Source organism: Cupriavidus sp. UBA2010 (assembly GCF_002335265.1).
Taxonomy (GTDB): Bacteria; Pseudomonadota; Gammaproteobacteria; order Burkholderiales; family Burkholderiaceae; genus Cupriavidus; species Cupriavidus metallidurans.
In genome coordinates, this window is the sequence record NZ_DDCI01000010.1 from 83,396 (window position 1) to 109,291 (window position 25,896).

Below are 25,896 nucleotides of genomic sequence, written 5' to 3' on the forward strand. Positions count from 1 at the left end.
ATGGCACATGTACCCCAAATCAGGATTCCCGCCACCTACATGCGTGGCGGCACCAGCAAAGGCGTGTTCTTCCGCGTGCAGGACCTGCCAGAGGCCGCGCAGGTCCCTGGCAAGGCGCGTGACGCGCTGCTGATGCGCGTGATCGGCAGCCCCGATCCGTACGGCAAGCAGATCGACGGCATGGGCGCGGCCACCTCGAGCACCAGCAAGACCGTGCTGATCTCGAAGAGCACCCGCCCGGACCACGACGTCGACTATTTGTTCGGCCAGGTGTCGATCGACCAGCCGTTCGTCGACTGGAGCGGCAACTGCGGCAACCTGTCGGCGGCGGTCGGTCCGTACGCGGTCAGCAACGGCTTCATCGACGCGGCGCGCATTCCCGAGAATGGCACCGTGACGATCCGGATCTGGCAAGCGAACATCGGCAAGACCATCATCTCGCACGTGCCGATCACCAACGGCGCGGTGCAGGAAACGGGCGACTTCGAACTCGACGGCGTCACGTTCCCCGCGGCCGAAGTCCAGCTCGAGTTCATGGACCCGGCCGCCGAGGAAGGCGATGACGGTGGCGGCGCGATGTTCCCGACCGGTAACCTCGTCGATGACCTCGAAGTGCCCGGCGTCGGCACGCTCAAGGCCACGATGATCAATGCCGGCATTCCGACGATCTTCGTCAATGCGGAGGCCATCGGCTACACCGGCACGGAACTGCAGGAAGCTATCAACAGCGACCCGAAGGCGCTGGCGATGTTCGAGACGATCCGTGCCTATGGCGCCAAGCGCATGGGCCTGATCCGCGACATCGACGAAGCCGCGCGTCGCCAGCACACGCCGAAGGTGGCGTTCGTGGCGAAGCCGGCGACGTACACGGCATCGAGCGGCAAGACCGTCAATGCCGGCGACGTGGACCTGCTGGTGCGTGCGCTGTCGATGGGCAAGCTGCACCACGCGATGATGGGCACCGCTGCGGTGGCCATCGGCACGGCGGCTGCAGTACCGGGCACGCTGGTGAACCTGGCGGCCGGCGGCGGCGAACGCGAGGCAGTGCGTTTCGGCCACCCATCCGGCACGCTGCGTGTGGGCGCGCAGGCCGTCCAGTCCGATGGTGAATGGACCGTGACGAAGGCCATCATGAGCCGCAGCGCACGCGTGTTGATGGAAGGCTGGGTTCGCATACCGGGCGACGCGTTCTAAGCGCGTACAGACGGAAGGTCCTCGCTGCTTGAACGAAGCGGCATCCTCTCTGGCAGAGGATGCCGCTTTGTCTTTTCAGGCATACGTATGCGGCTGTGCCCCTGCTGGTGCAGTTGTCGACGCAACTCTGGGGCCTCGGTATAGTGCTCGCTCCATTCCCGGAAACGACCGCTGGAAAACCCTGCGGCGCCTGACGAATGGAATCCATGAATCGAAAACCTGCGGCTCTCGCGCTTCCACAAGACGCGCGCCGTTCGCCGATATGAGGAGAATCATGCAACGCACTGCCCGTCTCAAACCCCTGGCCGCCCTGCTGCTTTCGGCCAGCCTGCTCACTGGCGTGGCCCACGCCCAGCTCAGCCCCACGTCGGCCGCCAGCGCCAATGCGCCGGCAGGCACCACCGCCGAAGCACGCAAAGCCAACATCGTCATCATCGGCACCGGCGGCACCATCGCCGGCGCGGGTGCTGCCGCCACCAATACCGCGGCCTATCAGTCCGCCGTGGTGCCAGTCGACAAGATCATCGCTTCCGTGCCGGAGATCTCGAAGATCGCCAACGTCAAGGGTGAACAGGTCTTCCAGATCGGCTCCGAAAGCTTCAACAACGAGCGCCTGATCAAGCTGGCCAAGCGCGTCTCCGAACTGCTCAAGCAGCCCGACGTCGACGGCATCGTGATCACGCACGGCACTGACACGATCGAGGAAACCGCATACTTCCTGAACCTGACGCTCAAGAGCGACAAGCCCGTGGTGGTGGTTGGCTCGATGCGGCCGGGCACCGCACTGGGCGCCGATGGCGCGCTGAACCTGTACGACGCCGTGCTGGTGGCGTCGAACCCCGCCTCGAAGGGCAAGGGCACGCTGGTGGTGCTCAATGACGAGATCCAGACCGGCCGTGACGTGACGAAGACCAACACGTTCAAGGTCGAGACGTTCCGCTCGCCGTTCGGCCCGCTCGGCTACGTGGTGGAAGGCCGCACGCTGTATTTCCGCCTGCCGGCCCGCCCGCACACGACGCAGACGGAGTTCGACATCGACAAGATCGACAAGCTGCCTGAAGTGGCCGTGGTCTACGCGTACGGCAACATGAACCCTGCCGCGATCGATGCCGCAGTGAAGAGCGGCGCCAAGGCCATCATCTTCGACGCCACCGGCAATGGCAGCGTCGGCGACTACATGGTCGAACCGCTCAAGGCCGCCCGTGCCAAGGGCGTGTTCATTGTGCGTGCCTCGCGCACGGGCAGCGGCGTCGTGATCCGTAACGGCGAACAGCCCGACGACAAGTACGACTGGATCGTCACCGACGACCAGATCGCGCAGAAGGCTCGCATCCTGATGGCGCTGGCACTGACCAAGACCAACGACCCGAAGGCACTGCAAGAGATCTTCTGGAAGTACTGATCCTGGTGAACCTGGTGTGAACTAGATCAGGGCCGTGCTCATCAATGCCTTGGCAACGAGCACGGCCTCGGCATCGCCCTCCGCATAGACCGAGACCTCGGTCGCCACCTGCCGTTTGCCACGGCGAATCACCTCGGCCACGGCCCGCAGTGGGGCTGCCAGCGCCGGCGCCAGATACTGGATCGACAGCGAACCCGTCGCCCCGGTCTTGACGACATCCAGATCGACTTTCGAAAACGCCGCAGCCGCGCCGGCCACATCGATCAGCGTTGCAATGACGCCTCCATGGACAATATCGCCAACCGTGATGTTCTTCATGCTGAATGGCAGCAGCATCTCCACGCGCTCGGCAGCAAGCGCATCGAGCCGGATACCCAGCGCTTGCGCCACCGGCGAGGCAATCAGCACCGATTCGATCATTGCGGCATTGCGCGGGTCGACAGCGTTGGCGGACTCGGACATCGGCAATCTCCCGGTAATCAGTTGCGGTGGAAACATGACCCATCAAGCGTAGACGGGTGACCAGCCAACCACAATGACCTCGGGGGTAATTCCGGATCGGACAGACGTTTATAATGTGCGGCCAGTCGTTCCTGTCGCCGTCACTCCGTCTTTATGCCCGTCAACCCGTCCGCGTCACTTGCCCCGTCCGCCACCGTCGATACCGATGGTCAGGCGCAGTTGAGCGATCGTCCGGACAGCCCCTGCATCGGCATCTGTTCGACCTTGTTCGACGAGATCTGCCAGGGCTGCGGTCGCACGGCGGCCGAGGTCAGCAACTGGGTGTTCTATTCCGACGAGGAAAAGCAGGTGATCTGGGAGCGGATCACCCGCGAAGGCACGGCGCGTCGATTCCAGCCGGATTGACCGGCAGATACGCCGCGCTGGCTGACCCTAGCCTCCGGCCAGCCGCTTCTCCATATCCTCCACGAGATGGCTCGCCACGCGCTGGCGGGCCAGCTTGCGCCAGCTTTCCGCCAGCGGCGCCAGATCGGCCATCTCGGCCAGTGCCCTGTAGTTGAGGCGATCCACGTAGAGCACGTGCAGCAACCGTTGCAGGGACCATTGCGGGTAAGGGCGCGCTACGAGCACCATCCTGTCGCCGGCGGACACTTCGCCCTCCTCGATCACCCGGTAGTACCAGCCCGTGCGTCCGCCTTCCTGCACCGAGCGCGACATGGCCGCATAGCCGAACCGATGATTGAGCTTCCAGCACGGCTGCCGGGCCTGCGAGACTTCCACCAGCGCCGTGCCGACACGGAAGCGGTCACCAATACAGACTTCCGCCTCCGTCAGACCGTGCGTGCTGAAGTTCTCGCCGAAGGCACCGGGGCCATCCAGCACGTCGACGTTACCGCCATGGGCCGCCAGCGTGTCGTGCCAGACCGGATAGTGGTCGCGCGGATAGTGGTGCAGCGCCTTCTCCGGACCGCCGTGATGCTTCGGATCGCCCTGCTCGTCGATATCGAAGCCGAGCTTCGTGATGCGAACCGGCCCGCTGACCACTGTCTTTTCGATCCCGCTCGGTACCCCTTTGGGGCCGAACGGCTTTACCCTGCCCGCCAATACGGCGGCAATCGGGATGTTGATCACCGCATCCATCAAACCCCGGCCTCTTCCATCCACCGTGCAAACATCCGCTCACCGGCATTGGCAACGACGGCGCCGATTTCACCGGTACGGCGACGAATCGTGCGCGGATCAATGCCGGCGCGCCCCAGTTCGACCGTATGCCCGATCAGCCAGGTTTCGATATCGCCCGGCTTGACCTCGGGGTGGAACTGCAACGCCAGCACATGCGAGCCGATGGCATAGGCCTGGTGCGGCGTGGCAGCCGTGGAGGCAAGTAGTTCGGCGCCGGCGGGCAGGTCGAAGGTATCACCGTGCCAGTGCAGCACCTGCCAGTCGGCCTCGGCCAGCGCGGCCAGCGGCGACCGCCGACCGGCTTCCGTGGGCGTGATCGGCGCCCAGCCAATTTCCCGCGTGCCCGGATACACGCGCGCACCGGCCGCGGCTGCAATCAGTTGCGCACCCAGGCACGCACCGATCATTGGCCGCCGCGCATGAAGACGCTCGCGAATGACGGCGATCTCGGCTTCGAGCCACGGATAGGCTTCGGTCTCATAGACCCCGATCGGGCCGCCGAGCACCACGAGCAGATCGGCGGGATCATCCTGCACCAGTGCAAGGTCATCCACGCCGGCCTGATACATGCGGATTTCGTGACCACGCGCACGGGCTGCATCGGCAATCACGCCGGCGTGCTCGAATCCCACATGCTGGATCACGTCGGTGCGGCGCGGGCTGCGAGGTGCATGGGTATCGCTCATCGAATGACTCCTGCAAGGAAAGGTCTCGTCATGGTACTGCCCGCTTACCGGGAATGATTTCCATTGACACAATCTTTGACAACATCGGGCGGGTCAGTTGCCGTCGATCAGTTGCCATCAGTCAGCGGCCGCAGTACCAACGTGTCAAAGCTGTCCCCGCCCGGATTGCGCCGGTGGGCGCCAATCGTGATGAATTGCACGGCGGCCCACTCCTCGGTCCAGTCGCGGTAGTGCGGCGACAGCGCATTACCAGACTGCCCGGTCGACGTCATGAAACGCGACTCCGACAGATCGTCCAGATCGTAGATGGCGCGCAGACTGGCCGCGTGCGTGCTCTCGAATGGTGCGTGCTCGTCGCGGAGGTTGTGGCGGCCCACATCCACCGTATACGTATCGCCACCAGTAGGCACGCGCACGTTGAACAGGCTGGACAGGTACGGCACCTTGCCGAACGGCTTGTGCTCGGAACGCGCGGTGTGCGCCTTGCCCCAACGCCACTTGGCCGTGTCATCGCCATAGCGACGATCCAGATCGGCAATCGCCCGCTGCCATGCCAGCCCGATCGTGTCCGCACAGCTCTCGTGGGCGGGCGTGCGCGAGTTGTCGCACCAGAAGGCACCCAGGCCCTTCGGGTCGCGCATCGCATTGAGCATCGGCAACTGGACGTTGCGTTGCTCCCAGAGCCGGTTGAATTGCGATTCGCCGACCTTGTCCTCGAACAGCAGGCGCGACAGTTCGCGTAGCCATGCGGTCACCACCAGCGGCTCCGCGCGGTCGGCCGACATCGTGCCGTCCCATTTGCGCAGCGCGTCGAGCAGCGCGCGCTCGCGCGGCGGGCGTGTGGCGTCCGTCGCCACTGGGGCAGCCAGCAGCAATGGCAGCGCATCGCGCACGGCTAGCGAGACCACGTCCTTCTGGATCTCGGCAAAGGTGTCCTTCGTATGGTGCGGCTCGGCCTCCAGCAGCGTGCGGATGCGCTGGTAGCGATACGGTACCGTCCATTCGCTCGTAATGAAGTACGGGTAGTCGTCTCCCACGATCTTCTGGTTCGCCGTGACGATCATGCCCTCGGGCGGATTGAAGCGGTGCGGCAACTGCTCGAACGGGATGAAACCCTGCCAGTCGTAACGCGCATCCCAGCCCGGCGCTGGCGCGAGCCCCATCAGGTCATTGTCGGGGCGGCGCAGCGGCACGCGCCCCGGGGCGATATATCCGATATTGCCGTCGACATCGGCGTAGACGATGTTCTGCTGCGGCGAATGGAAGTCACGCAACGCCGCCACGAACGACTTCCAGTCCGAGGCGTGGCTCATGTTCAGGCTGGCCACGAACGTGCGATCGTCGGCACGCAGCGCCGCCCACTGGAACGCCACCACGTACTGCGCGCCCAGCGGCTTGGCGGCCGCGCTGATCGGCTCCGCCACATCGGACATGACCGGTCCGTGCCGCGTGCCGCGCACCGTCAGCGTGACATCCGACGCCCCCTTGACCTGGATGGTCTCGGTTCGCGTGCTGAACTCCGCCCAGCCCTCTGGCGTTTGATAGCGGTTGGGATTGGCCGGGTCGACCCGCTCCAGATACAGGTCCTGGACATCGGGCGCGGTATTGGTGAAGCCCCAGGCAATGCGCTTGTTGTGACCCAGCACCACCAGCGGCGCGCCGGGCAGCGTGGCGCCGGTCAGATCCAGGCCAGGGGCCTGCAGATGCGCGAAATACCAGAGCGCGGGCGCCTGGAGCCCCAGATGCGGGTCATTGGCCAGCAGCGGCTTGCCACTGCGCGTATGGGCGCCGGAGACAACCCAGTTGTTCGAGCCCATCCCCTCCACGTAGCCAGACGGCGCCTGCTGGACAACTTGCGCCATGGCCGTGGCCACCGGGGCAAGCTTGCGATAGAAGCTGGCGTAGTCCATCGTCCGCAACGGCTTCTGGCCCGGATACGGCGCCAGGATTTCTGCAATGCGAGAGGCAGGCAACTGCTGGGACAGCCCCATGCGCAGGACTTCCTGCGTCCAGTTACCCCCGAGATCCCACGCCATCATAGTCTGCCAGCCAATCGTATCCACCGGCTCCCAGCGCTCGGGGCGGGTGCCAACGATCAGGAATTCCGGCGGCAGCGCCGACTTGCGCGTGTCGATGAACGCATTGACACCATCGGCATAGGCCTGCAGCACCGCGCGGGCCTCTGGCGGTGTCTGTGCGAGGATCGCCTCTGCATTGCGCCGCACGCCCAGTGTGCGCAGGAAGCGGTCGGTCTCGAGCGCGCTGGGACCCAGGATTTCGGCAAGACGGCCCGCGACGATGCGCTTGTTCATCTGCATCTGCCAGAGGCGGTCCTGCGCGTGGACGTAGCCAAGCGCGTAGTACGCATCGAGTGAGTTGGCCGCCTGGATATGTGGCACGGCATTGCGGTCTCGCACCACTACCACGCGGTCTCGCAGGCCGGCCAGTCGCAAGGTGCCGGCCACGTCGGGCTGCGACGCCTGCCTGTACCAGACATAGCCGCCGATCGACCCGGTTGCCGCCAACAGCACGATGCCCAGCAATCCCCAACCCAGCCGTTTCAACCAGCGCATCCAACTCCCCCCGATAGGAAAGACCGCAAAGACAGAAATAAAAAATGCCCGGACATGCCGGGCATTGATGATACGACGAACTCGTCCTCGGTCAGGCGGGCTTCTTGAGTTGCAGCGACTTGTACTCGAGGAATTCCTCCAACCCGAACTTGCCACCTTCACGCCCGTTGCCGGACTGCTTGAAGCCACCGAACGGCGCGTTCATGTTGAACGGGCCGCCATTTATGTCCACCTGGCCGGTACGGATACGGCGTGCCACGCGGATCGCGCGCGACTCGTCACCCGACCAGACACCGCCGCCCAGGCCGTAGATGCTGTCGTTGGCGATGCGGATGGCCTCGTCTTCGGTGTCATAGCAGATAACGGACAGCACCGGCCCGAAGATCTCCTCCTGCGCCACGGTGGCCTTCGGATCGACGTTGCCAAGGACGGTCGGCTTGACGAAGAAGCCACGGTCCAGACCAGCCGGCGTATCGGGCCCTCCCGCCACCAGTTCCGCGCCCTCGTCCAGACCGCGACGGATATATCCGGTGACGCGCTCCTTCTGCACCGCCGAGATCAGCGGTCCCAGCTTCGTCGTGTCGGCCAGCGGATCGCCAACGGTGAAGCCTTCCACCACCTTCGCGGCGATGGCCTTGACTTCCTCGTAGCGGCTGCGCGGCACAAGCATGCGCGTGTGCGCCGAGCAGGTCTGCCCCGAGTTCAGGTAGCAGGCGCCGATGGTGCCCTTGACGGCCGTCGGCAGGTCCGCATCGTCGAGGATCACCGACGCCGACTTGCCGCCGAGTTCGAGCGCCACGCGCTTGACGGATTGCGCGGCCAGTTCCGAGACGCGCTTGCCGGCACGGGTCGAACCCGTGAACGACACCATGTCGACATCGGGATGGCTCGCCAGCACCTCGCCGACCACGGGGCCATAGCCGGTCACCAGGTTGAACACGCCCGGCGGCAGCCCCGCGGTCTCGATCACTTCAGCCAGCACGAAGGCGTTGAGCGGCGCCACTTCGGACGGCTTGAGCACGACGGTGCAGCCCGCTGCCAATGCCGGCGCCACCTTCAGCGTGATCTGGTTGAGCGGATAGTTCCAGGGCGTGATGGCCGCGACCACGCCGACCGGCTCGCGCACGACCAGCGAATTGCCCACCTGCTCCTCGAACGCGAACTGGTCGAGCAGCGCCGCGGCCTGGCCCCAGTTGTAGACGGGGCCGCCCACCTGGATGGCGCGGGCCAGCTTGATCGGCATGCCGACTTCGCCCGCGATCATCTGCGCGAGCTCCTCGCTACGCGCCTTCAGGCCTTCGGCAATCTTGCGGATGTAATCAGCGCGCACGGACGGCGGCGTGGCCGACCAGGCATCAAATGCCGCGCGCGCGGCAGCGATGGCGTTCTCGGCGTCACGCGCGTCCCCTTCGGGGATCTTGCCCATGACGTCTTCGGTGGCGGAATGAATGACATCGATGAACCCCGTGCCGTGGGGGGTCACCCAGCTACCATTGATGAAAAGTTTGTCTCGTTGTTGCATGGCCACAGTTCTCGTTAGGTGAATCGGCGGTTGCAATATTTTTTGTTACTTTCGTGGTGCACCACATTGTAGAGCGGTTTGCGGTTTCGAATTTCCTGTGCCGCAAGCTCCAACTGACATCGAGACGGCGATTATCGGCCACATACCAGACTTTGGGAGGGTATGCGTCGGGCGGCCGGTACATAACAAAACAAGACAGAACAAAACAACAAGGAGCGGGGCATGGTCGATCCGATCTTTCGCAAGACGGAGGCAGGACAGGAAGAAATTCGCACGCGCGAACGAAAACTGGATCAGAAACTGCGTGCGCTACTGCTGATCGTGAACGGGGAGCGCGCCAAGTCGGAGCTAGTGGCGCAAGTCGGCGCCCTGGGCGTGGCCGGGGAAGCATTGGACACGCTGCTGGCACTCGGGCTGATCGAGCCAATACCGGCTCCCACGGGCGCGAAGCCTGCCTTGTCGACTGCGCAGGCCACGGTTCGCCCAGCTACCGGCCAGGCGCAACCCGCTCCGCAGCGGGCCCCGGCCGAGACCAATCTGTTCGCGGCCTATTCATCGTTCAACACGTCCGATGGCAAGGGCATCGACGACGTCCTGGCGGACACCACGATCGCCCCGGGCGCCCTGCCCGCGGCAAAGCCATCGGCGCAGCCAGCCACGCCGGCACCCGATGGCTACCAGCGCCTTTATCACTTCTATACGGATGTGATCGGTAATCACCTCGGCCTGCGCGGCTATATGCTGCAAGTCAAGGTGGAGAAGGCGGCGACGCTGGTGGAGCTGGCCGCCCTGCGTGACATGCTGGGGGCTGCGCTGCAGAAGGCGAAGGGAGAGATCACGGCGCGCGCGATCATCGATCAGCTGGATCAGCTGCTGGCGGAGATGGGATTGGCGCCGGTGCGGTAGCACGGGCCATGAAGCTCCCCTGCTCCGCGTTGCGGGACAGGGGAGAAAGACGCCGGATTACCGGCTTACCGACTTTATGCCTCGATGCCCTGCGATTGCAGGTACTCGTCGTACGTGCCGAGGTAATCGGTGATCCGCCCGTCGGTGCGCACTTCGATCACTCGCGTGGCCAGAGCACTGATCAGTTCACGGTCATGCGACACGAAGACCAGCGTGCCCGTGAACTTGTCCAGCGCGACCTGGAGCGATTCGATCGACTCCATGTCCATGTGGTTGGTCGGCTCGTCCATCGCCAGCACGTTATGGCGGCCCAGCATCAGCTTGCCCCAGATCATGCGGCCCTTCTCGCCACCGGACAGCACCTTGACGGACTTCTTGATATCGTCGGCCGAGAACAGCAGACGGCCCAGCGTGCCGCGCAACGACTGGTCGTCGTCGCCGGCCTGAGTCCACTGGCTCATCCAGTCCATCACGTTCAGGTCGTTCGGGAATTCCTCGTACGTGTCCTGCGGCATGTAGCCCACGTTGGCGTTCTCGGCCCACTTGACCGTGCCGCGGTCCACTTCCACGCCGCGCTGCACGCCGGTTTGCACCACGTTGTTCAGCAGGGAACGCAGCAGCGTGGTTTTGCCTGCGCCGTTCTCACCGATGATGGCCACACGCTCGCCAGCCTGGATCGCCATCGACAGATTGTTGATGATCTTGCGGTCGTAGGTCTTGGTGATGTCTTCCGCTTCGACAGCCAGGTTGTGCAGCTTCTTCTCGAACTCGAAGCGCACGAACGGGTTCTGGCGCGACGACGGCTTGATGTCCTCGACCTTGATCTTGTCGATCTGCTTCAGGCGCGACGTGGCCTGGCGAGCCTTCGACTTGTTGGCCGAGAAGCGGCGCACGAAGTCCTGCAGTTCGGTGATGCGATCCTTGGCGCGCGCGTTGGCGGCCACCTGGCGCTCGCGGGCCTGCATCGACGCCTGCATGTAGTCGTCGTAGTTGCCCGGGTAGACCTTCAGCGTGCCGTAGTCCATGTCCGCCATATGCGTGCACACGGAGTTCAGGAAGTGACGATCGTGGGAAATGATGATCATGGTGGAGTTGCGCTCGTTGAGCACGTCTTCCAGCCAGCGGATCGTGTTGATGTCCAGGTTGTTGGTCGGTTCGTCGAGCAACAGCACATCCGGATTCGAGAACAGCGCCTGCGCCAGCAGCACGCGCAGCTTCCAGCCCGGGGCGATCTCGCTCATCGGGCCCTGGTGCTGATCGGTCGGGATACCCACGCCCAGCAGCAGTTCGCCAGCGCGTGACTCGGCCGTGTAGCCGTCGAACTCGGCGTACTTGGCCTCGAGTTCGGCAGCGTGCATGTAGTCTTCGTCGGTGGCTTCCGGGTTCGCGTAGATCGCGTCCCGCTCGCTCGCCGCGCCCCACATTTCGGTATGGCCCATCATCACCACGTCGAGCACGCGGTTGTCTTCATACGCGAACTGGTCCTGGCGCAGCTTGCCCAGACGGATGCCCGGCTCCAGCATGACCGTGCCCGACGACTGCTCCAGATCGCTGCCGAGAATCTTCATGAAGGTGGACTTGCCGCAGCCGTTCGCGCCGATCAGGCCGTAGCGGTTACCCTCGCCGAACTTGACCGAGATATTCTCGAACAACGGCTTGGGGCCGAACTGCATGGTGATGTTTGCGGTAGAAAGCACGTCTGAACCTTGTCTGGAATGTCGGTGTGCCGCGTGGGCACCCTGAGATGACTGCTCGCGGCAGGCATTGGCGCCCGGCGCAGCGAAATGAGGAAATAACCAGATATTTTACCACTCGTGGGGGTATCTGGTAAGTCGCGGGCGGCATGTCGCCGCCCTGGGCGCCCTCCGGCTACAGCCCCGCCTTACAACGTCGGATAACCCGACAGCGACAGCACGAATCCGTCGGCACGTGCCGTCAGCCGCGCATTTCCGCCCACCGGCAAAGTCAGCTTGCGCGGGCAGTGGCCGAACGGCAGGCCCGTGAGCACCGGAATACGCAACTGTTCGCGCACAAAGTCGAATACGGCATCCATGTTGTAGCCGTTGTCGTAGTCGGTGGTGCGGTAATTCGAGAAATCGCCCAGCACGATGGCCTGTTGCCGGGCCAGCACCCCTGCGTGCAGCAACTGGAGCAACATCCGCTCCACGCGGTAGGGCGGCTCGTTGATGTCTTCCAGGAACAGAATGCCACCGTCGATGTTCGGCATGTACGGCGTGCCCAGCAGCGTGCACAGCATGGCCAGATTGCCGCCCCAGAGCGTGCCTTCCACGGTTGCCGGCGCGGCCATCTGGGGCGCTTCGACCTCGATGTCGTGGACCGGGGCGCGCAGGATGCCCTCGAAATGCCGCCACATGAACGAATCGACGTGCTCCTCGCCGAAATCCGCGAGCAGCATCGGCCCTGCGAACGACACCCCGCCAGCCTTGGCCAGATAGGCCAGCTGGAACGCGGTGAAATCGCTGTGACCGACGATCGGCGTGCCGCTTGCGCTGGCCTGCTCCGCGATGCGCCCGAACTCGATGCGATCGAGCAGTCGGCCCAGGCCGTACCCGCCGCGCACCGCCAGCGTCAGTTCCCCCGCGGGACCTGTGCCGATGGCATGGAGATCGGCCAACCGCTCCGCATCCGTACCGCCGAATCGCAGATAGCGGCGCGCAAGCACATCGGGATTGTTGACGTGGTAGCCATGGTGCTTGAGCCAGGCACAGCCGCGGGCGGCAATGGCAACGTCGTGAGGGTAGCCGGATGAGGCGATGAGGCGGACTTCGGTGGGCTGGCTCATGTTTCGGAATTCGGGTCTGAAGCCTGAATTTTCCCCGAATCTGCGTCCACTGGCGAGACCTGCAAGGCTCTTGCCGCTTTCTGCGCCCTGCGGCGCGCCCCGAAAAAGTCGCGCAGCAACTGGCCACACTCATCGGCCATCACGCCTCGCGTGAGTGTGGTCTGGTGATTGAGCGTGGCCTGCGCGAACAGATCGACCACGCTGCCGGCCGCCCCCGTCTTGGGATCGGTCGCGCCAAATACCACGTGTCGCAGCCGCGCATGGAGAATCGCCCCGCTGCACATTGGGCACGGTTCGAGCGTCACGTAGATCTCGCACTCGGGCATCCGGTAGTTGCCCAGCACCTTGGCCGCCGCGCGCAGCGCCTGCATCTCCGCGTGGGCGGACGGATCGACCGAACGGATCGGCAGATTGTGGCCGCGCGCGATGATCTTGTCTTCCCACACCACCACGGCGCCCACCGGCACCTCGCCGGCCGCTTCGGCCAGCCGTGCCTCGTCGAGCGCGGCGGCCATGTAGAAGCGGTCGCGCTCCGCGGGGTCGGCAAATACGGGGACGTCTGCCATGAAGCGCCTGTCAGTCCCGCGTCAGTCCTGCGCGGGCAGGCTGAGCGGCGCGCTGACCTCGGCCCAGCAGTTCGGCGTCTCGAACAGCACCAGGCGGGTCAGTTGCAGATGATGATCGAAGCAGTCCTTGAAGACCGGCGCCAGGATGTCGAACGCCACCTGCGCAAGGTTTTCAACGGTCGGAATGCTGTCGATCACCACGGTTTTGTGGTTGTCCATCGACTGCAGGAAATTCAGCAGCGCGGTATCGCCACGATAGATCAGGAACGCGTGATCCCACTTCGACACCAGATGCTCGTTGGCGAGCGTCTTGATATCGCCGAAATCCAGGATCATGCCGTCATCGGGCGCGCCCTCCTGGTGCAGGACTTCGCCGGACAGCGTCAGGTCCAGACGATAGCGGTGGCCATGGATGTTGCGGCACTGTCCGCCATGGCTTGGGATGCGGTGCCCGGCGTCGAATTCGAGCCGGCGCGTAATCGAAACTTGTTTGCTCATGTGTCAACGAATGCCCAGCAGCTTGTGGGTCTGCAGCGACAGGCGCCAGCGCGGGTGGCGCTGGCAGAACTCCACTGCCGCGGCAGTATTCTGCCGGGCCAGCGGGCCATCCATGGCCTGCACCATGAAATACTGGAAATCCAGTTGCTCGTATGCCGCGAAATCCTGGCCATCCTGCGGAATCACGACCTTGAGTTCATCGCCCTTCCTCACCACGAGTTCCGAACCCATCTTCGGGCTCACGCAAACCCAGTCGATACCCTCAGGCACTTCGATCGTGCCGTTGGTTTCGATGGCGATCTCGAAACCGCGCGCGTGCAGGGCGCCGATCAGCGGCGCGTCGAGCTGCAGCAGCGGCTCGCCGCCAGTGCAGACCACGAGCGGTTTGCCGCCAGCACCCTGCGGCCATTCGGCCGCGACCACTGCCGCGAGTTCGTCGGCGGTCTTGTACTTGCCACCCAGCGTGCCATCGGTCCCGACGAAATCGGTGTCGCAGAACTGGCATACCGCCCGCGCGCGGTCTTCCTCACGACCGGTCCACAGGTTGCAACCCGAGAAACGGCAGAACACCGCGGCGCGACCGGCGTTAGCGCCTTCGCCCTGCAGCGTGTAGAAGATTTCCTTGACGGCGTAAGTCATGCGGTTGGTTTTGGGTCTTGGGGGTGTCCGGAATCGCCCGCCTGCCTAAAAAATAAGCAAAATGCGATGGGTGGGCAACCGGTGATTGTAGCAAGAACTTAGGGTTTTTGCTGAGAACCCGAAATCATGACGACCTTGGCGCCGGCCGCCGCGAGCAGCAGACGCCACCCATCATCGCTCACCGCGGCGGCGCGCCCAGGAAATCCATCTTGCCGATCTGTACCCCCTTGTGACGCAGGATGTCGTAAGCCGTCGTGACATGGAAATAGAAATTCGGGAGCGCGAAACCAAGCAGGTAGTTCTTCCCGTCGAACGTAATCGGACCATGGCGCAGCTTGAGCTCCACCGTCCGCGTCTCGCTGCCTTCGAACTGCTCCGGCCGAATCGTCTTCAGATAGCCAATGGTCTTGGCGATGCGCTCCTGAAGCTCCGGGAAAGTCGCCTCGGTATCCGGAAATGAGGGAGTCTCAAGCCCCGCCAGCCGTGCCGCGCAGCCCTTGGCCGCGTCGCTCGCGCGCTGGATCTGAGCCGGCAACGGGTCCATATCCGCGATCAACCGCGTCTGGATCAGCTCCGCGGCGTCCATTCCCTGCGCCTTCGCATGGGCCGCGCCCTTTTCCAGGATCGCGGACAGGTTGGTCAGCGCGCGGATGAATACGGGTACCGATACGTCGTACATCGAGAGGGCCATGTGGGCTCCTTGGCTGTGAATACGGAACGTGCGTTGCTGTTGTCCAGGCGGGGCCTGCCGGCACCCGCTGGCCAGAGCATAGACCGGAATCCCGCCGACTGCCCGGTCAGGCTTCAGCCCCGGCGGAAATCGGGCCTTCAATGGTCCGGGCACGGACCTGCGGATCGTGAATGCGTGCGATGCCTTCGTGACCTGACATGTGAGCCTGAGCCTCTGCTGAGATAGAGCGCTGGCGATCGTGCTCGAACGCGTTGCACCAGGTGCTGGGCCTCGCCAATAAAGATGCGCTTTAAGTCACTTATCACCGGGAGGCGATATTTTTATCCGGGTGATATTGCGCGCTCATTTTTATCCGGGTAATATGTGTGAATCGCCTAGTTACCCATCCGATGATGATGACAACCTCCCCCTCCTATACCAGCTTCAACGGACACCAACGCATCGCCACAGGCCCCTTGCTGGCGAACGCGCTGGCCATCAAACATGCGCTCGCACAGGGTACGACCGGCCCCGTGTTGATCTTCGACGATACGACCGGCCGCACCGTGGATGTGGATACCAGGGGAACGGAACAAGAGATCGCCAGCCGATTGCAGCTGGCGACGCCACACAACAAAGATCCTGAAGCCGGGTTGGAAGCGCCGGAGGCCTCCGAGCCCAAAGGCCGCGGTCGACCGAAGCTTGGCGTGGTGGCGCGTGAGGTCACGCTGCTGCCCCGGCACTGGGAATGGCTAGCCGGCCAGCCTGGTGGCGCCTCCGTGGCGCTCAGGAAGCTGGTCGAGGAAGCGCGCCGCGCAGGCAGCGAGAAAGACCGGATGCGACAGGCCCACGAGCGCGCCTATCACTTCATGCTGGCCATTGGCGGCGATCTGCCCGGCTTTGAAGAAGCTACGCGTGCGCTGTTTAGCAATGATGCATCGCGGCTCCGCGAACTGATCGGCGGATGGCCGGCTGACGTGCGCGATCACGCGCTACATCTGGCGGACTATTGATAGTCCAAAGAGAAAACGCAGGCATCTGCGATTTGCAGCGGAGAATATCAACTGGCAACCGGGCCGCATCAGACGGCCCGATGCCGGGCGAGCGCCCCCACCCCACAAGGCGATGAAATCATGACAATTTCAACGAACACGGCAGCGCAAATCCTCGAGCAACTCGCCGACGCACTCATCTTTGCCGATACGGACGGCCGAATCACGGGCTGGAATCATGCCGCGGCAGAACTCTTTGGATATGGCTCGGACGAGGCGCTGGGCCAAAGTCTCGACCTGATCATCCCCGAGCGCCTGCGGGCCGCACACTGGAAGGGATTTCAGGCCGCCATCGACACCGGCAAGACCCGGCTCTCCGGCAAGCCGACGCTGACCAAGGCGATCCACAAGGACGGACGCAAACTCTTCGTGGAAATGACGTTCGCGCTGGTCAGCGATGCGACTGGCAAAGTCATCGGCTCAGTCGCCGTTGCACGGGATGTCACGGACAAGGTCGAGCAGGAACGCGCCCAGAGCGCTGCGGGGCCAGCGTCAAGATAGCCCCCCTTCCGGGACGATCACCAGCAGACAAAACCCACAGTCACTTGCGGGTTTTGTCTTTCCGCCGCTGACGACAGCTACCCGTCAGGTTTGGCCAACACGCCAAATGTGTTCGGCAGAGGCCCAACAGCATGGCAGACCGGAAATTGCAGCCGGCCTTCAGTTCCGGCTTGCACAATAGGCCACAGGGACTATAAATAGAACCATAAATCGAATTCTATTTGGGAGACACAGCATGCTCGATGTTCCCATCGGCAGCGTCGAGGCATCGCCTGAGCGATCAGATCGACCTGATCGCCAGACAGAGGCGGCACCCCCAAAGAACCGCAGACTCGCCCTGCAAGCCCGCAGCCAGGCAACAGAGAAAGCGCTGCTGGATGCTGGCCTGGCCCACTTCGAAGCGCACGGATTCGAGGGCTTGTCGATGCAGGCGGTGGCTGAATACGCTGGCACATCGATTGGCGCCTTGTACTTCCGCTTCGGAGACCGCGAAGGCTTCATTCAGGCCGTGCTGGAACGCGGCTTCGACCAGATCCGCCAGGATACCGACGACTTGCTGGCCAAGGTCACGACCGAGCATGCATCACCGCACGAGGTCATCAATGCCTTCGTGGACCTGGCCGTACGCGTACAGAAGAAGAGTCATGGCGTATTCCATGCCGTACTGCAGCGTGCGCTGGTCGACCCCAAAGCCTGGGAGCCCGTGGGTCGCCTGGGAAACGACGCCACGCGCCGGCTGGTGTCCGCACTGAGCCGGTTTCCGGAGGTGGTAGCCATCCCTGACTGGGAAGCGCGCCTGATGTTCGGAGTGTACGCAGCGCGCAGCGCGCATTTCAACGCGATGTACAACAGCCAGGCACCCTTACCCAAGGGCCATACCGCCATGGTTCACACGCTGTACGAGCTTGTCGTGAGCTATCTGGGCCTGCCCCCAATCGGGCGCGTCGGCCAGGGCACTAATGACCAGGGCGGCCGCCCCAGGAAGCTAGCCACCTCATCGCGTACCCGCCATACGCCGTAGACACCCGTGCAGGCGCTAACGGCCAGCGAATCGAGCGTTGGCCGCTAGCAAACTGACGCAGTCTGGTTGGTCTCTTTCTTCTCCTCACTCAAGGACTCCTATGCAACGTCTGAATGTGGACGCGCCCGGCATTCCCAGAACCACTGTGCTGGACGCGGGCCAGGGCAGACCCACAATTCTGATTCACGGCACGTCCTCAAGCGCCGAAATGGGTTGGGCGCAGTTGCTACCCAGGCTGGCAGCCAAACGGCGCTGCCTCGCGTTCGACATGGTCGGCGCAGGCCAGACCGAAGACCCGGGCGGCCCCATCGCCCTGACCACGCTGGTCCAACAAGTCCGCGCCGTCGCCGACCTAGCTGGAGACGGCAAGCCACTGGATCTTGTCGGCTATTCGCTGGGTGCCGTGGTCGCCGCGGTCGCGGCCGCTGCAATGCCCGACCGTGTGCGCCGACTGGTCTTGCTAGGTGGCTGGGTGCAAAGCAGCAGAAGCATGTGCGTGCTTTTTGACCTCTGGGCGGAGTTGTCACGAACCGACAAGCACCAGCTCGCGAGACTGCTGCTGGTCAACGGCGTATCGGATGCCTTCTTTCAAGCCAACTCCACTGAGGCAATCCAGACCGCACTGGACCGCATCGCCAACCTGCTTTCTGCCGGAGGCGATCGCCAGGCGGAGCTCGATGCCACGATCGATATTCGCGCCGAGCTACCCAAAATCAGAGCCCAGACCCTGGTGATCGGCATGCAGCAAGATCGTCTGGTGCCGCCCGCGCATTGCCGCGATCTGGCTGCAGGCATTGCAGGCGCGCGTTACGAGCAGATCGACTGCGGCCACCTCGTCACGCTGGAACAGCCCGGTGCCCTGCTCGATCTGGTTGAAAGTCATCTTGATAGTCCGACAGGACATTGCCACGAAGAACGACACGGTGCCGCATGACGTCATCGGCGTTCTTCACGTGAGTGGCCAGGGCCACATACGATATCTCAGGAGACAACCCCATGAATGCCAACATCTTGTCCGGGCGCCAGCCTGCCCGACCCGCAGCCACGGAGCACACAGAGCATTTCGACGTGATCATCGTCGGTGCGGGCATCTCGGGTGTAGGCTCGGCCTATCACATGCGGACACAGTGCCCCGGCAAGCGTTTCGTCGTGCTCGAAAGCAAGGACAGCTTCGGGGGCACCTGGCATACCCACCGCTATCCCGGCGTGCGTTCGGATAGTGACCTCTACACCTTCGGCTACCGCTTCAAGCCATGGATAGGGAAACCCATTGCGACTGCGGAAGAGATCCTCAGCTACATGGGCGAAGTGATCGAAGAAAACGACCTCGCTCGGCACATCCGCTATCGCCATCGCATCGATGCGGCCTCCTGGTCTTCCGCCGAAGGACTTTGGACCCTTGATGCCACACGGCTCGAATCGGGAGAGCACGTACGATTCACCACCAATTTCCTGTGGATGTGCCAGGGATACTATCGCCACGATCAGGGCTACCTGCCCGAGTGGACGGGCATGGACAATTTCAAAGGCCCGTTGATTCACGCGCAGACCTGGCCCGAGGAACTGGACGTCCAGGGCAAGCGTGTGGTTGTCGTCGGCTCAGGCGCTACCGCTGCCACCGTCGTGCCGGGATTGGCCCGCCTGGGTGCCAAGGTCACCATGCTGCAACGCTCGCCCACATACTTCATCTCGGGCCGCAACGCCAACGATCTCGCAAACGAGCTACGCCGGCTCGAGATCGACCCGATGTGGATCCACGCCATCATCCGGAAGAAAGTCCTGATGGATGGCGCCATCTTCGCCCGCCGCTCACGTGAAGAACCAGAGGAGGTGCGCAAGGAACTGCTTGCGGGGGTTCGCGCGCAGCTTGGCGAGGACTTCGAACTCGAACCGCATTTTTCGCCACGCTACCGGCCTTGGCAGCAGCGGGTGGCGTTCATTCCGGATGGCGACATGTTCGCGGAAATTCGCGAGGGCAACGCCAGCGTGGTCACTGACGAGATCGACCGGTTCGTCGAGGACGGCGTCGTACTCAAGTCCAACGAGAAGCTAGACGCCGACATCGTTGTGGCCGCTACGGGCTTTCAGCTCAGTGTGCTGGGCGACATTCCGTTTAGCATCGACGGCCAACCGCTGGATTTCTCGAAAACCGTGACCTATCGCGGCATGATGTTCACTGGCGTGCCAAACATGGTCTGGGTATTCGGCTACTTCCGCGCCAGCTGGACGCTACGGGTTGACATGGTCGCCGACTTCGTCTGCCGCCTGCTGAAGCACATGGATGCCACGGGAGCAAAGCAAGTCACCCCACAACTCCGTGAAAACGAGAAAGACATGCCTCTATCCGAGTGGATAGACGCCGACAACTTCAACCCCGGCTATCTCATGCGCGACATTCATCTCATGCCCAGGAGCGGCAACACGCGCGAGTGGCAACACACGCAAGACTACTGGGGAGAAAAGGATGAGTTCCCCGAGATTGATCTGACGGATGGGGCATTTCGTTACGACGCGAATCGCCCATCAGGCAATGCCTGAGCCAGGCCGTGGTCGACTGCACCGTGCCGGATGAATGGCACAAAAAAGCCCGCAATTACGCGGGCTTTTTTGTTCTCTGGTGCGACTCGGCTCTGGCCAGTGCCAGAGGCCGAATCACTCCCACTCGATTGTCGCCGGCGGCTTGCCCGAGACGTCGTACACCACCCGGTTCAGGCCGCGAACCTCGTTGATGATGCGGTTCGAGCAGCGGCCCAGCAGCGAGTACGGCAGGTGCGCCCAGTGGGCGGTCATGAAGTCGGTGGTCTGCACCGCGCGCAGCGCTACGACATAGTCGTACGTACGGCCATCGCCCATCACGCCCACGGACTTCACCGGCAGGAACACGGCAAATGCCTGGCTGGTCAGGTCGTACCAGCTCTTGCCCACCTGATTCGCTTCGCACAGACCGGCAGCGGCGTCCTGCTCCGTGGCGATCGTCTTGCGGAGTTCCTCGATGAAGATTGCATCAGCGCGACGCAGCAGGTCGGCATAGTCGCGCTTGACCTCGCCGAGAATCCGCACACCCAGACCCGGACCCGGGAACGGGTGACGGTAGACCATCTCGGGCGGCAGGCCCAATGCCACGCCCAGTTCGCGCACTTCGTCCTTGAACAGGTCGCGCAGCGGCTCCAGCAGCTTCAGGCCCAGCGTTTCCGGCAGGCCACCCACGTTGTGGTGGCTCTTGATCGTCGTCGCCTTCTTGGTCTTGGTACCGCCCGACTCCACCACGTCCGGGTAGATCGTGCCCTGCGCCAGCCACTTGGCGTTGCTCAGCTTCTTCGCTTCGGCCTGGAAGACTTCCACGAACTCGCGGCCAATGATCTTGCGCTTCTGCTCGGGGTCGGTCACGCCGGTCAGATGGCCCAGGAACTGCTCGGAGGCATCGATATGGACAACCTTCGCGTGCAGGCGGCCTGCGAACATGTCCATCACCATCTTGCCTTCGTCCAGGCGCAGCAGGCCGTGATCGACGAACACGCAGGTGAGCTGGTCGCCAATGGCGCGATGGATCAGCGCGGCGGCCACCGACGAATCGACGCCACCGGACAGGCCGAGGATCACCTCTTCATCGCCCACCTGTTCGCGGATCTTCTCGACGGCTTCGGCGATGTGGTCACGCATGACCCAGTCGGCCTTCGTGGCGCAGATCTCCAGCACGAAGCGCTCGATCATCTCGCGGCCCTTCGACGTATGCGTGACTTCCGGGTGGAACTGCACGCCGTAGTAACCGCGCGCCTCGTCGGCCATGCCGGCGATCGGGCAGCTCGGCGTGGAGGCCATCAGCTTGAAGCCGGCCGGCAGTGCCGTGACCTTGTCGCCGTGGCTCATCCAGACCTTCAGCATGCCGTGGCCTTCGTCCGTGACGAAGTCCTCGATGCCCTTGAGCAGGTTCGTGTGACCATGGGCGCGCACTTCCGCGTAACCAAACTCGCGCGAATCGCTCCACTCCACCTTGCCGCCCAGTTGCACGGCCATCGTCTGCATGCCGTAGCAGATGCCGAGCACCGGCACGCCCAGGTCCCACACGGCCTGCGGCGCGCGCAGCTGGTGGTCCTCGTAGGTGCTGGCGTGGCTGCCGGACAGGATGACGCCCTTCGGCGCGAACTCGCGCACAAACTCGTCGGTGACGTCGTTCGGATGGATTTCGCAGTAGACGTGCGCTTCGCGAACGCGGCGGGCAATGAGCTGTGTGACTTGCGAGCCGAAGTCAAGAATGAGGATTTTGTCGTGCATGATTGGCAGTTGGCAGTGCTTCCGGATCGGGTTCGGGCATCACCTCGGTGCCCGGACCATAGCCAGGCGGTGGCGTGATACCCGGCTCGCGCCGGTATTCGGGAGATGCAGGGGATCCATTCGGGCGCGCCGTGCGGGGCACGCCGGGTTCGTTGTTCGGGGAGTCGCCATTGGCCGCGCCAGGTTCGCGCTCGGCCGTAGCCAGTTCGGCCTGTTGCCGCTCACGCAGCCGCACCTTCTTGGCCGCGGGGATCTGCACGATGGCAAAAAAGATCAGTACGGCTGCCAGCGTTAGCAACCAGACCTTGCCCACGCCTTGTACGGGAATGTCGAGAAACAGCGTCCATACGGTCACCAGCAGCGCGCTGACCAGATTCACATAGCCCGTGGTCCGCGCCACGGCGACGGTCAACTGGCCGTTGATGGTGGCCTGGAACAGCAGCCAGGACAGTCCGATCGTCGCCACGCCAAGCAATTGCCCGAAGAGGGCCGGCTGGGGCTGCGGCAATTGCAGCGCGGCATACAGCGTGGTGAACGGTGACGCCAGCAGCAGGATGCCAAGCAGCAAGTCCAGCAAGGCGTCGAAGAACAGCACGGCTCGCAGCAATACCTTCATGAGCGCTCCTTTTTTGCAGCGCGGCCGCGCGGCCCCGTCAGCATCGACGAAACCAGCGCGGCCGTGGTGGGAGGCACCAGATCGAAATCAATCGATATGGTAGTTCGGCGCTTCCTTGGTGATCTGCACATCGTGGACATGCGACTCGCGCATCCCCGCGGCGGTGATCTGCACGAACTCGGCGGTTTCGTGCCATTGGGCGATCGAGCTTGCGCCACAGTAGCCCATCGACGCGCGAATGCCACCGGTCAACTGGTGGATGATCGCCTGCACCGAGCCCTTGTAAGGTACGCGGCCTTCGATGCCTTCAGGCACGAGCTTGTCGACGTTGGCCGTGTTGTCTTCCTGGAAGTAGCGGTCAGCGGCACCGTCCTTCATCGCGCCGACCGAACCCATGCCACGGTAGCTCTTGAACGAACGACCCTGATACAGGAACACTTCACCCGGCGCTTCCTCGGTACCCGAGAACATGCCACCCATCATCACGGTGTGGGCGCCAGCGGCCAGTGCCTTGGCAACGTCACCCGAATAGCGCACGCCGCCATCGGCGATCAGCGGCACGTCCGTGCCCTTGAGCGCTTCGGCCACGTTCGACACGGCGGTGATCTGCGGCACGCCTACGCCAGCAACGATACGCGTCGTGCAGATCGAGCCCGGGCCGATACCGACCTTGACGCCATCTGCGCCATGTTCGACGAGTGCCAGCGCTGCCGCGCCAGTGGCGATGTTGCCACCCACGACCTGCACTTGCGGGAAGTTCTGCTTGACCCAGCGCACGCGGTCCAGCACGCCCTGGCTATGGCCGTGCGCGGTATCGACCACGATCACGTCCACACCGGCCTTGACCAGCAACTCCACACGCTCGTCGTTGTCCGGACCCACGCCCACTGCCGCGCCTACGCGCAGTTGGCCGTGTGCATCCTTATTGGCCAGCGGGTTTTCCACGGCCTTCTGGATATCCTTCACGGTAATCAAGCCGCGCAGTTCGAACGCGCCGTTGATTACGAGCACACGCTCCAGACGATGGCGGTTCATCAGGCGCTTGGCTTCTTCCAGCGGAGCGCCTTCGGCGACGGTTACGAGCTTTTCTCGCGGCGTCATCTTCGCGCGCACCGGGGCGTCGAGTTCTTCCTCGAAGCGCAAGTCGCGGTTGGTGATGATGCCGACTACGGTCTTGCCTTCCAGCACCGGGAAGCCCGAAATGCCATGCTGCTGCGACAAGGCGATCACATCGCGCACCTTCATTTCCGGAGAAATGGTGATCGGATCACGCAGCACGCCCGATTCGTAGCGCTTCACACGCTGCACTTCGCGCGCCTGGTCGGCTGGCTTCAGGTTCTTGTGGACGATGCCGATACCACCGGCCTGTGCCATGGAAATGGCAAGGCGAGCTTCCGTCACGGTATCCATGGCGGCGGAAACCAGCGGAATGTTCAAATCGATGGAACGGGTCAGGCGGGTGCGGAGGGAAACATCCCGGGGCAGGACGGCCGAATAGGCCGGGACGAGCAGCACATCATCGAATGTGAGTGCTTTCTGGACAAGACGCATAGCGAATCCTCTAGGCGCAAAAGCAGATTATACAGGAATGCAGGATTTGCTGATGCGTTATCGCATGGCGTTTGCTAATCTCGGCCTCCTTTTTAGACGCCCCTTCGGGGCCAAGCGGGAAGACCATGGGAATCGGGGTGTTGTGCGGACTGTTGGCGGGAGCATTCTGGGGCATGGTGTTCATCGCGCCCAAGCTGCTGCCGGTGTTCTCCCCCTGGGAACTCGCGATCGGCCGGTACCTCGCCTACGGTCTGGTGGCCTGCGTCGCGGCGCTGCCCCTGATGGGCCGCATCGCCCGCAAACTGACCCGCGCCGACTGCGTCGCCCTGCTGCGCCAGGCATTCACCGGCAACCTGCTCTATTACGTGCTGCTGGCCTTCGGCGTGCAGTTGGCGGGCGTCGGACCGACCTCGCTGATCATCGGCATCCTGCCGATTTCGGTCACGCTTATGGGCCGGCGCGACCATGGCGCCGTGCAACTGCGCCGGCTGGTGCTGCCACTGCTCGTGGTGGCAGCCGGGATCGCCTGCATCAACATTGATCTTTTCGCCGGGGGCGGCAGCGCGCACGGCGCCACAATCGGCGCAGCGGCGCGCCCCGTCTGGCAGAAAATCGCCGGTGTGATCTGCGCGGCCGGCGCTCTGGTCTGCTGGACGCTTTATGCCGTCGACAATGCTCGCTACCTTCAGCGCAACCCGCACTACAGCGGCAACGAATGGTCCGCGCTCTACGGCTTGTCGACCGGGCTGGTATCGGCGGTTCTCGCCGCAATCGGCTGGGCGATGTTTGGCGACACCCTGACCGCCCCCGACAGCGGCCGCGACTGGCAGTTGTTCTGGATGGTCAATGCGGCCGTGGCGCTCGGAGCGTCGCTAATTGGCAACAACCTCTGGAACATTTCAAGCCGTCGTTTGCCACTGACGCTGTCCGGTCAGATGATCGTTTTCGAGACGCTCTTCGCGCTGGCATACGGGTTTGTATTCGATCATCGCTGGCCGCGGCCCCTCGAGATGGCCGCGATCATGCTGTTGATGGCAGGCGTGGCGTGGTCCGTGCGCTTGCACGCGACCGACAAGTCTCAGTAGACTAACGAGCCATGACGCACGGGTCACATCACTGTCAACCCTACTGGCGTCTGATGCCCATCTGCAACCCGCTCGACCTGTTGACGCCTTCGCCATGAACCGATCGTCCGTGCTGTACCTGCTGATTGCTGCAAGCCTTGCCGTCCCCGGCACCGCATTCTCCCAATGGCAATGGAAGGACACCAACGGTCGCACGGTCTACAGCGACACGCCGCCACCGCCGTCCGTGCCGGACCGCGCCATCATCATGGCGCCGGGCCGCGCGCCGGGCATGTATCACGCAGTGGAAGCCGATGCCCCGCCCAAAGGCGACGCACCGGCAAAGGCCGACGCTCCGCGTATGCAACCCACCAGCGTCAAGGCAGGCGGCGCCAAGCCGAAGGACGCGGACACCGAGTTCCAGGAGCGACGTGACGCGCGCTTGAAGGCGGATCTCGAAGCCGCCACCAAGGAGCGAGAGCAACTGGCCAGGCAACAGAATTGCCAGGAATTGCGCAACTACGCGGCGGGGCTGAATCAAGGGATGCGCGCCGCGAAGGCGGGTCCCGATGGCGTGCCGGTGCGTCTAAACGACGACGAGCGTGCCGCGGAGATTGCGCGCACCAACGACGCGCTGCAGCAGTGCAATAGCTGACAGGGCGCAAAGCGACCCGCACGCCACTCATCCGCCGCTCATCCGCCACTCATCCGCCACT

The 25,896-nt window shown here is 63.6% G+C and carries 25 protein-coding genes; 11 read left to right on the plus strand and 14 right to left on the minus strand.

The window, feature by feature from the left end; translation table 11 throughout:
• The gene (prpF, locus tag B2246_RS05910) at positions 1-1,194 is read left to right on the plus strand and encodes a 2-methylaconitate cis-trans isomerase PrpF (RefSeq protein WP_286880771.1); all 1,194 of its coding nucleotides are present in this window, start codon (positions 1-3) and stop codon (positions 1,192-1,194) included.
• A gap of 274 nt (positions 1,195-1,468) precedes the next feature.
• Positions 1,469-2,596, plus strand: a complete 1,128-nt coding sequence (locus B2246_RS05915; RefSeq protein ID WP_286880772.1) for an asparaginase — start codon at positions 1,469-1,471, stop codon at positions 2,594-2,596.
• 21 nt (positions 2,597-2,617) lie between these two features.
• Here B2246_RS05915 and B2246_RS05920 read toward each other — a convergent pair whose 3' ends face one another.
• Entirely contained in the window at positions 2,618-3,058 is a 441-nt protein-coding gene (locus B2246_RS05920; RefSeq protein WP_286880773.1) for a PaaI family thioesterase, read from the minus strand.
• Positions 3,059-3,211: 153 nt separating this feature from the next.
• Here B2246_RS05920 and B2246_RS05925 point away from each other — a divergent pair, with 153 nt between their 5' ends.
• Entirely contained in the window at positions 3,212-3,463 is a 252-nt protein-coding gene (locus tag B2246_RS05925) for a DUF1289 domain-containing protein (protein WP_286880774.1), read from the plus strand.
• 27 nt (positions 3,464-3,490) lie between these two features.
• Here the strand turns inward: B2246_RS05925 and B2246_RS05930 are convergent, their stop codons facing one another.
• The 4 genes from B2246_RS05930 to B2246_RS05945 all read right to left on the minus strand — a co-directional run bounded on the left by B2246_RS05930 (position 3,491) and on the right by B2246_RS05945 (position 9,021).
• Positions 3,491-4,198 carry an MOSC domain-containing protein gene (locus B2246_RS05930; RefSeq protein WP_035882091.1) on the minus strand — a complete coding sequence of 236 codons (708 nt, stop codon included), beginning with the start codon at positions 4,196-4,198 and terminating at the stop codon, positions 3,491-3,493.
• Positions 4,198-4,926, minus strand: a complete 729-nt coding sequence (locus B2246_RS05935) for a glutamine amidotransferase (RefSeq protein ID WP_008649692.1) — start codon at positions 4,924-4,926, stop codon at positions 4,198-4,200. The genes B2246_RS05930 and B2246_RS05935 overlap by 1 nt, the downstream gene beginning before the upstream one ends.
• A 107-nt stretch (positions 4,927-5,033) precedes the next feature.
• Positions 5,034-7,499, minus strand: a complete 2,466-nt coding sequence (locus B2246_RS05940; RefSeq protein WP_286880776.1) for a penicillin acylase family protein — start codon at positions 7,497-7,499, stop codon at positions 5,034-5,036.
• Between the two features lie 91 nt (positions 7,500-7,590).
• Entirely contained in the window at positions 7,591-9,021 is a 1,431-nt protein-coding gene (locus tag B2246_RS05945) for an aldehyde dehydrogenase family protein (protein ID WP_008649695.1), read from the minus strand.
• A 222-nt stretch (positions 9,022-9,243) separates the two neighbouring features.
• Between B2246_RS05945 and B2246_RS05950 the strand changes: the two genes are divergently transcribed.
• The gene (locus B2246_RS05950) at positions 9,244-9,927 is read left to right on the plus strand and encodes a hypothetical protein (RefSeq protein WP_286880777.1); all 684 of its coding nucleotides are present in this window, start codon (positions 9,244-9,246) and stop codon (positions 9,925-9,927) included.
• A 74-nt stretch (positions 9,928-10,001) separates the two neighbouring features.
• On the opposite strand, the gene B2246_RS05955 is transcribed toward B2246_RS05950, so the two are convergent.
• From B2246_RS05955 to B2246_RS05980, 6 genes are all read right to left on the minus strand, one after another.
• On the minus strand, positions 10,002-11,624 hold the full coding sequence (locus B2246_RS05955; RefSeq protein WP_286880778.1) for an ABC-F family ATPase: 1,623 nt from the start codon (positions 11,622-11,624) through the stop codon (positions 10,002-10,004).
• A 185-nt stretch (positions 11,625-11,809) separates the two neighbouring features.
• Complete coding sequence (ldcA, locus tag B2246_RS05960) at positions 11,810-12,730, minus strand: muramoyltetrapeptide carboxypeptidase (protein ID WP_008649698.1); 921 nt, start codon at positions 12,728-12,730, stop codon at positions 11,810-11,812.
• Positions 12,727-13,296 (minus strand): tRNA adenosine(34) deaminase TadA, encoded by a 570-nt coding sequence (gene tadA, locus B2246_RS05965; RefSeq protein WP_008649700.1) that lies wholly within the window; start codon positions 13,294-13,296, stop codon positions 12,727-12,729. Before tadA ends, ldcA begins: the two co-directional genes overlap by 4 nt.
• A 21-nt stretch (positions 13,297-13,317) precedes the next feature.
• On the minus strand, positions 13,318-13,794 hold the full coding sequence (locus B2246_RS05970; RefSeq protein WP_008649701.1) for a 6-pyruvoyl trahydropterin synthase family protein: 477 nt from the start codon (positions 13,792-13,794) through the stop codon (positions 13,318-13,320).
• 3 nt (positions 13,795-13,797) lie between these two features.
• Positions 13,798-14,433 (minus strand): 7-carboxy-7-deazaguanine synthase, encoded by a 636-nt coding sequence (gene queE, locus B2246_RS05975; protein WP_035882086.1) that lies wholly within the window; start codon positions 14,431-14,433, stop codon positions 13,798-13,800.
• Positions 14,434-14,611: 178 nt separating this feature from the next.
• The gene (locus B2246_RS05980; protein ID WP_008649704.1) at positions 14,612-15,124 is read right to left on the minus strand and encodes a DUF1993 domain-containing protein; all 513 of its coding nucleotides are present in this window, start codon (positions 15,122-15,124) and stop codon (positions 14,612-14,614) included.
• Positions 15,125-15,519: 395 nt separating this feature from the next.
• Here B2246_RS05980 and B2246_RS05985 point away from each other — a divergent pair, with 395 nt between their 5' ends.
• The 5 genes from B2246_RS05985 to B2246_RS06005 all read left to right on the plus strand — a co-directional run bounded on the left by B2246_RS05985 (position 15,520) and on the right by B2246_RS06005 (position 20,215).
• Positions 15,520-16,116 (plus strand): DUF2239 family protein, encoded by a 597-nt coding sequence (locus tag B2246_RS05985; RefSeq protein WP_062794319.1) that lies wholly within the window; start codon positions 15,520-15,522, stop codon positions 16,114-16,116.
• 120 nt (positions 16,117-16,236) lie between these two features.
• On the plus strand, positions 16,237-16,656 hold the full coding sequence (locus B2246_RS05990) for a PAS domain S-box protein (RefSeq protein ID WP_035882083.1): 420 nt from the start codon (positions 16,237-16,239) through the stop codon (positions 16,654-16,656).
• A gap of 235 nt (positions 16,657-16,891) precedes the next feature.
• Positions 16,892-17,677 (plus strand): TetR/AcrR family transcriptional regulator, encoded by a 786-nt coding sequence (locus tag B2246_RS05995; protein ID WP_286880780.1) that lies wholly within the window; start codon positions 16,892-16,894, stop codon positions 17,675-17,677.
• A gap of 100 nt (positions 17,678-17,777) precedes the next feature.
• On the plus strand, positions 17,778-18,611 hold the full coding sequence (locus B2246_RS06000; RefSeq protein ID WP_035882081.1) for an alpha/beta fold hydrolase: 834 nt from the start codon (positions 17,778-17,780) through the stop codon (positions 18,609-18,611).
• Positions 18,612-18,673: 62 nt separating this feature from the next.
• Positions 18,674-20,215, plus strand: coding sequence for a flavin-containing monooxygenase (locus B2246_RS06005; RefSeq protein ID WP_186425338.1), 1,542 nt, complete (start codon positions 18,674-18,676; stop codon positions 20,213-20,215).
• Between the two features lie 114 nt (positions 20,216-20,329).
• Here B2246_RS06005 and guaA read toward each other — a convergent pair whose 3' ends face one another.
• The 3 genes from guaA to guaB form a co-directional block, all read right to left on the minus strand.
• Positions 20,330-21,949, minus strand: a complete 1,620-nt coding sequence (gene guaA / locus B2246_RS06010) for a glutamine-hydrolyzing GMP synthase (protein ID WP_008652220.1) — start codon at positions 21,947-21,949, stop codon at positions 20,330-20,332.
• Positions 21,924-22,565 (minus strand): hypothetical protein, encoded by a 642-nt coding sequence (locus tag B2246_RS06015; protein WP_008652222.1) that lies wholly within the window; start codon positions 22,563-22,565, stop codon positions 21,924-21,926. Before B2246_RS06015 ends, guaA begins: the two co-directional genes overlap by 26 nt.
• An 87-nt stretch (positions 22,566-22,652) precedes the next feature.
• Entirely contained in the window at positions 22,653-24,116 is a 1,464-nt protein-coding gene (guaB, locus tag B2246_RS06020) for an IMP dehydrogenase (RefSeq protein WP_008652223.1), read from the minus strand.
• Between the two features lie 125 nt (positions 24,117-24,241).
• On the opposite strand from guaB, the gene B2246_RS06025 reads away from it, so the two are divergent.
• Together B2246_RS06025 and B2246_RS06030 are read left to right on the plus strand one after the other, a co-directional pair.
• The gene (locus B2246_RS06025) at positions 24,242-25,201 is read left to right on the plus strand and encodes a DMT family transporter (protein WP_008652224.1); all 960 of its coding nucleotides are present in this window, start codon (positions 24,242-24,244) and stop codon (positions 25,199-25,201) included.
• Positions 25,202-25,295: 94 nt separating this feature from the next.
• Positions 25,296-25,835 (plus strand): DUF4124 domain-containing protein, encoded by a 540-nt coding sequence (locus B2246_RS06030; protein WP_008652225.1) that lies wholly within the window; start codon positions 25,296-25,298, stop codon positions 25,833-25,835.
• Positions 25,836-25,896: the final 61 nt, after the last annotated feature.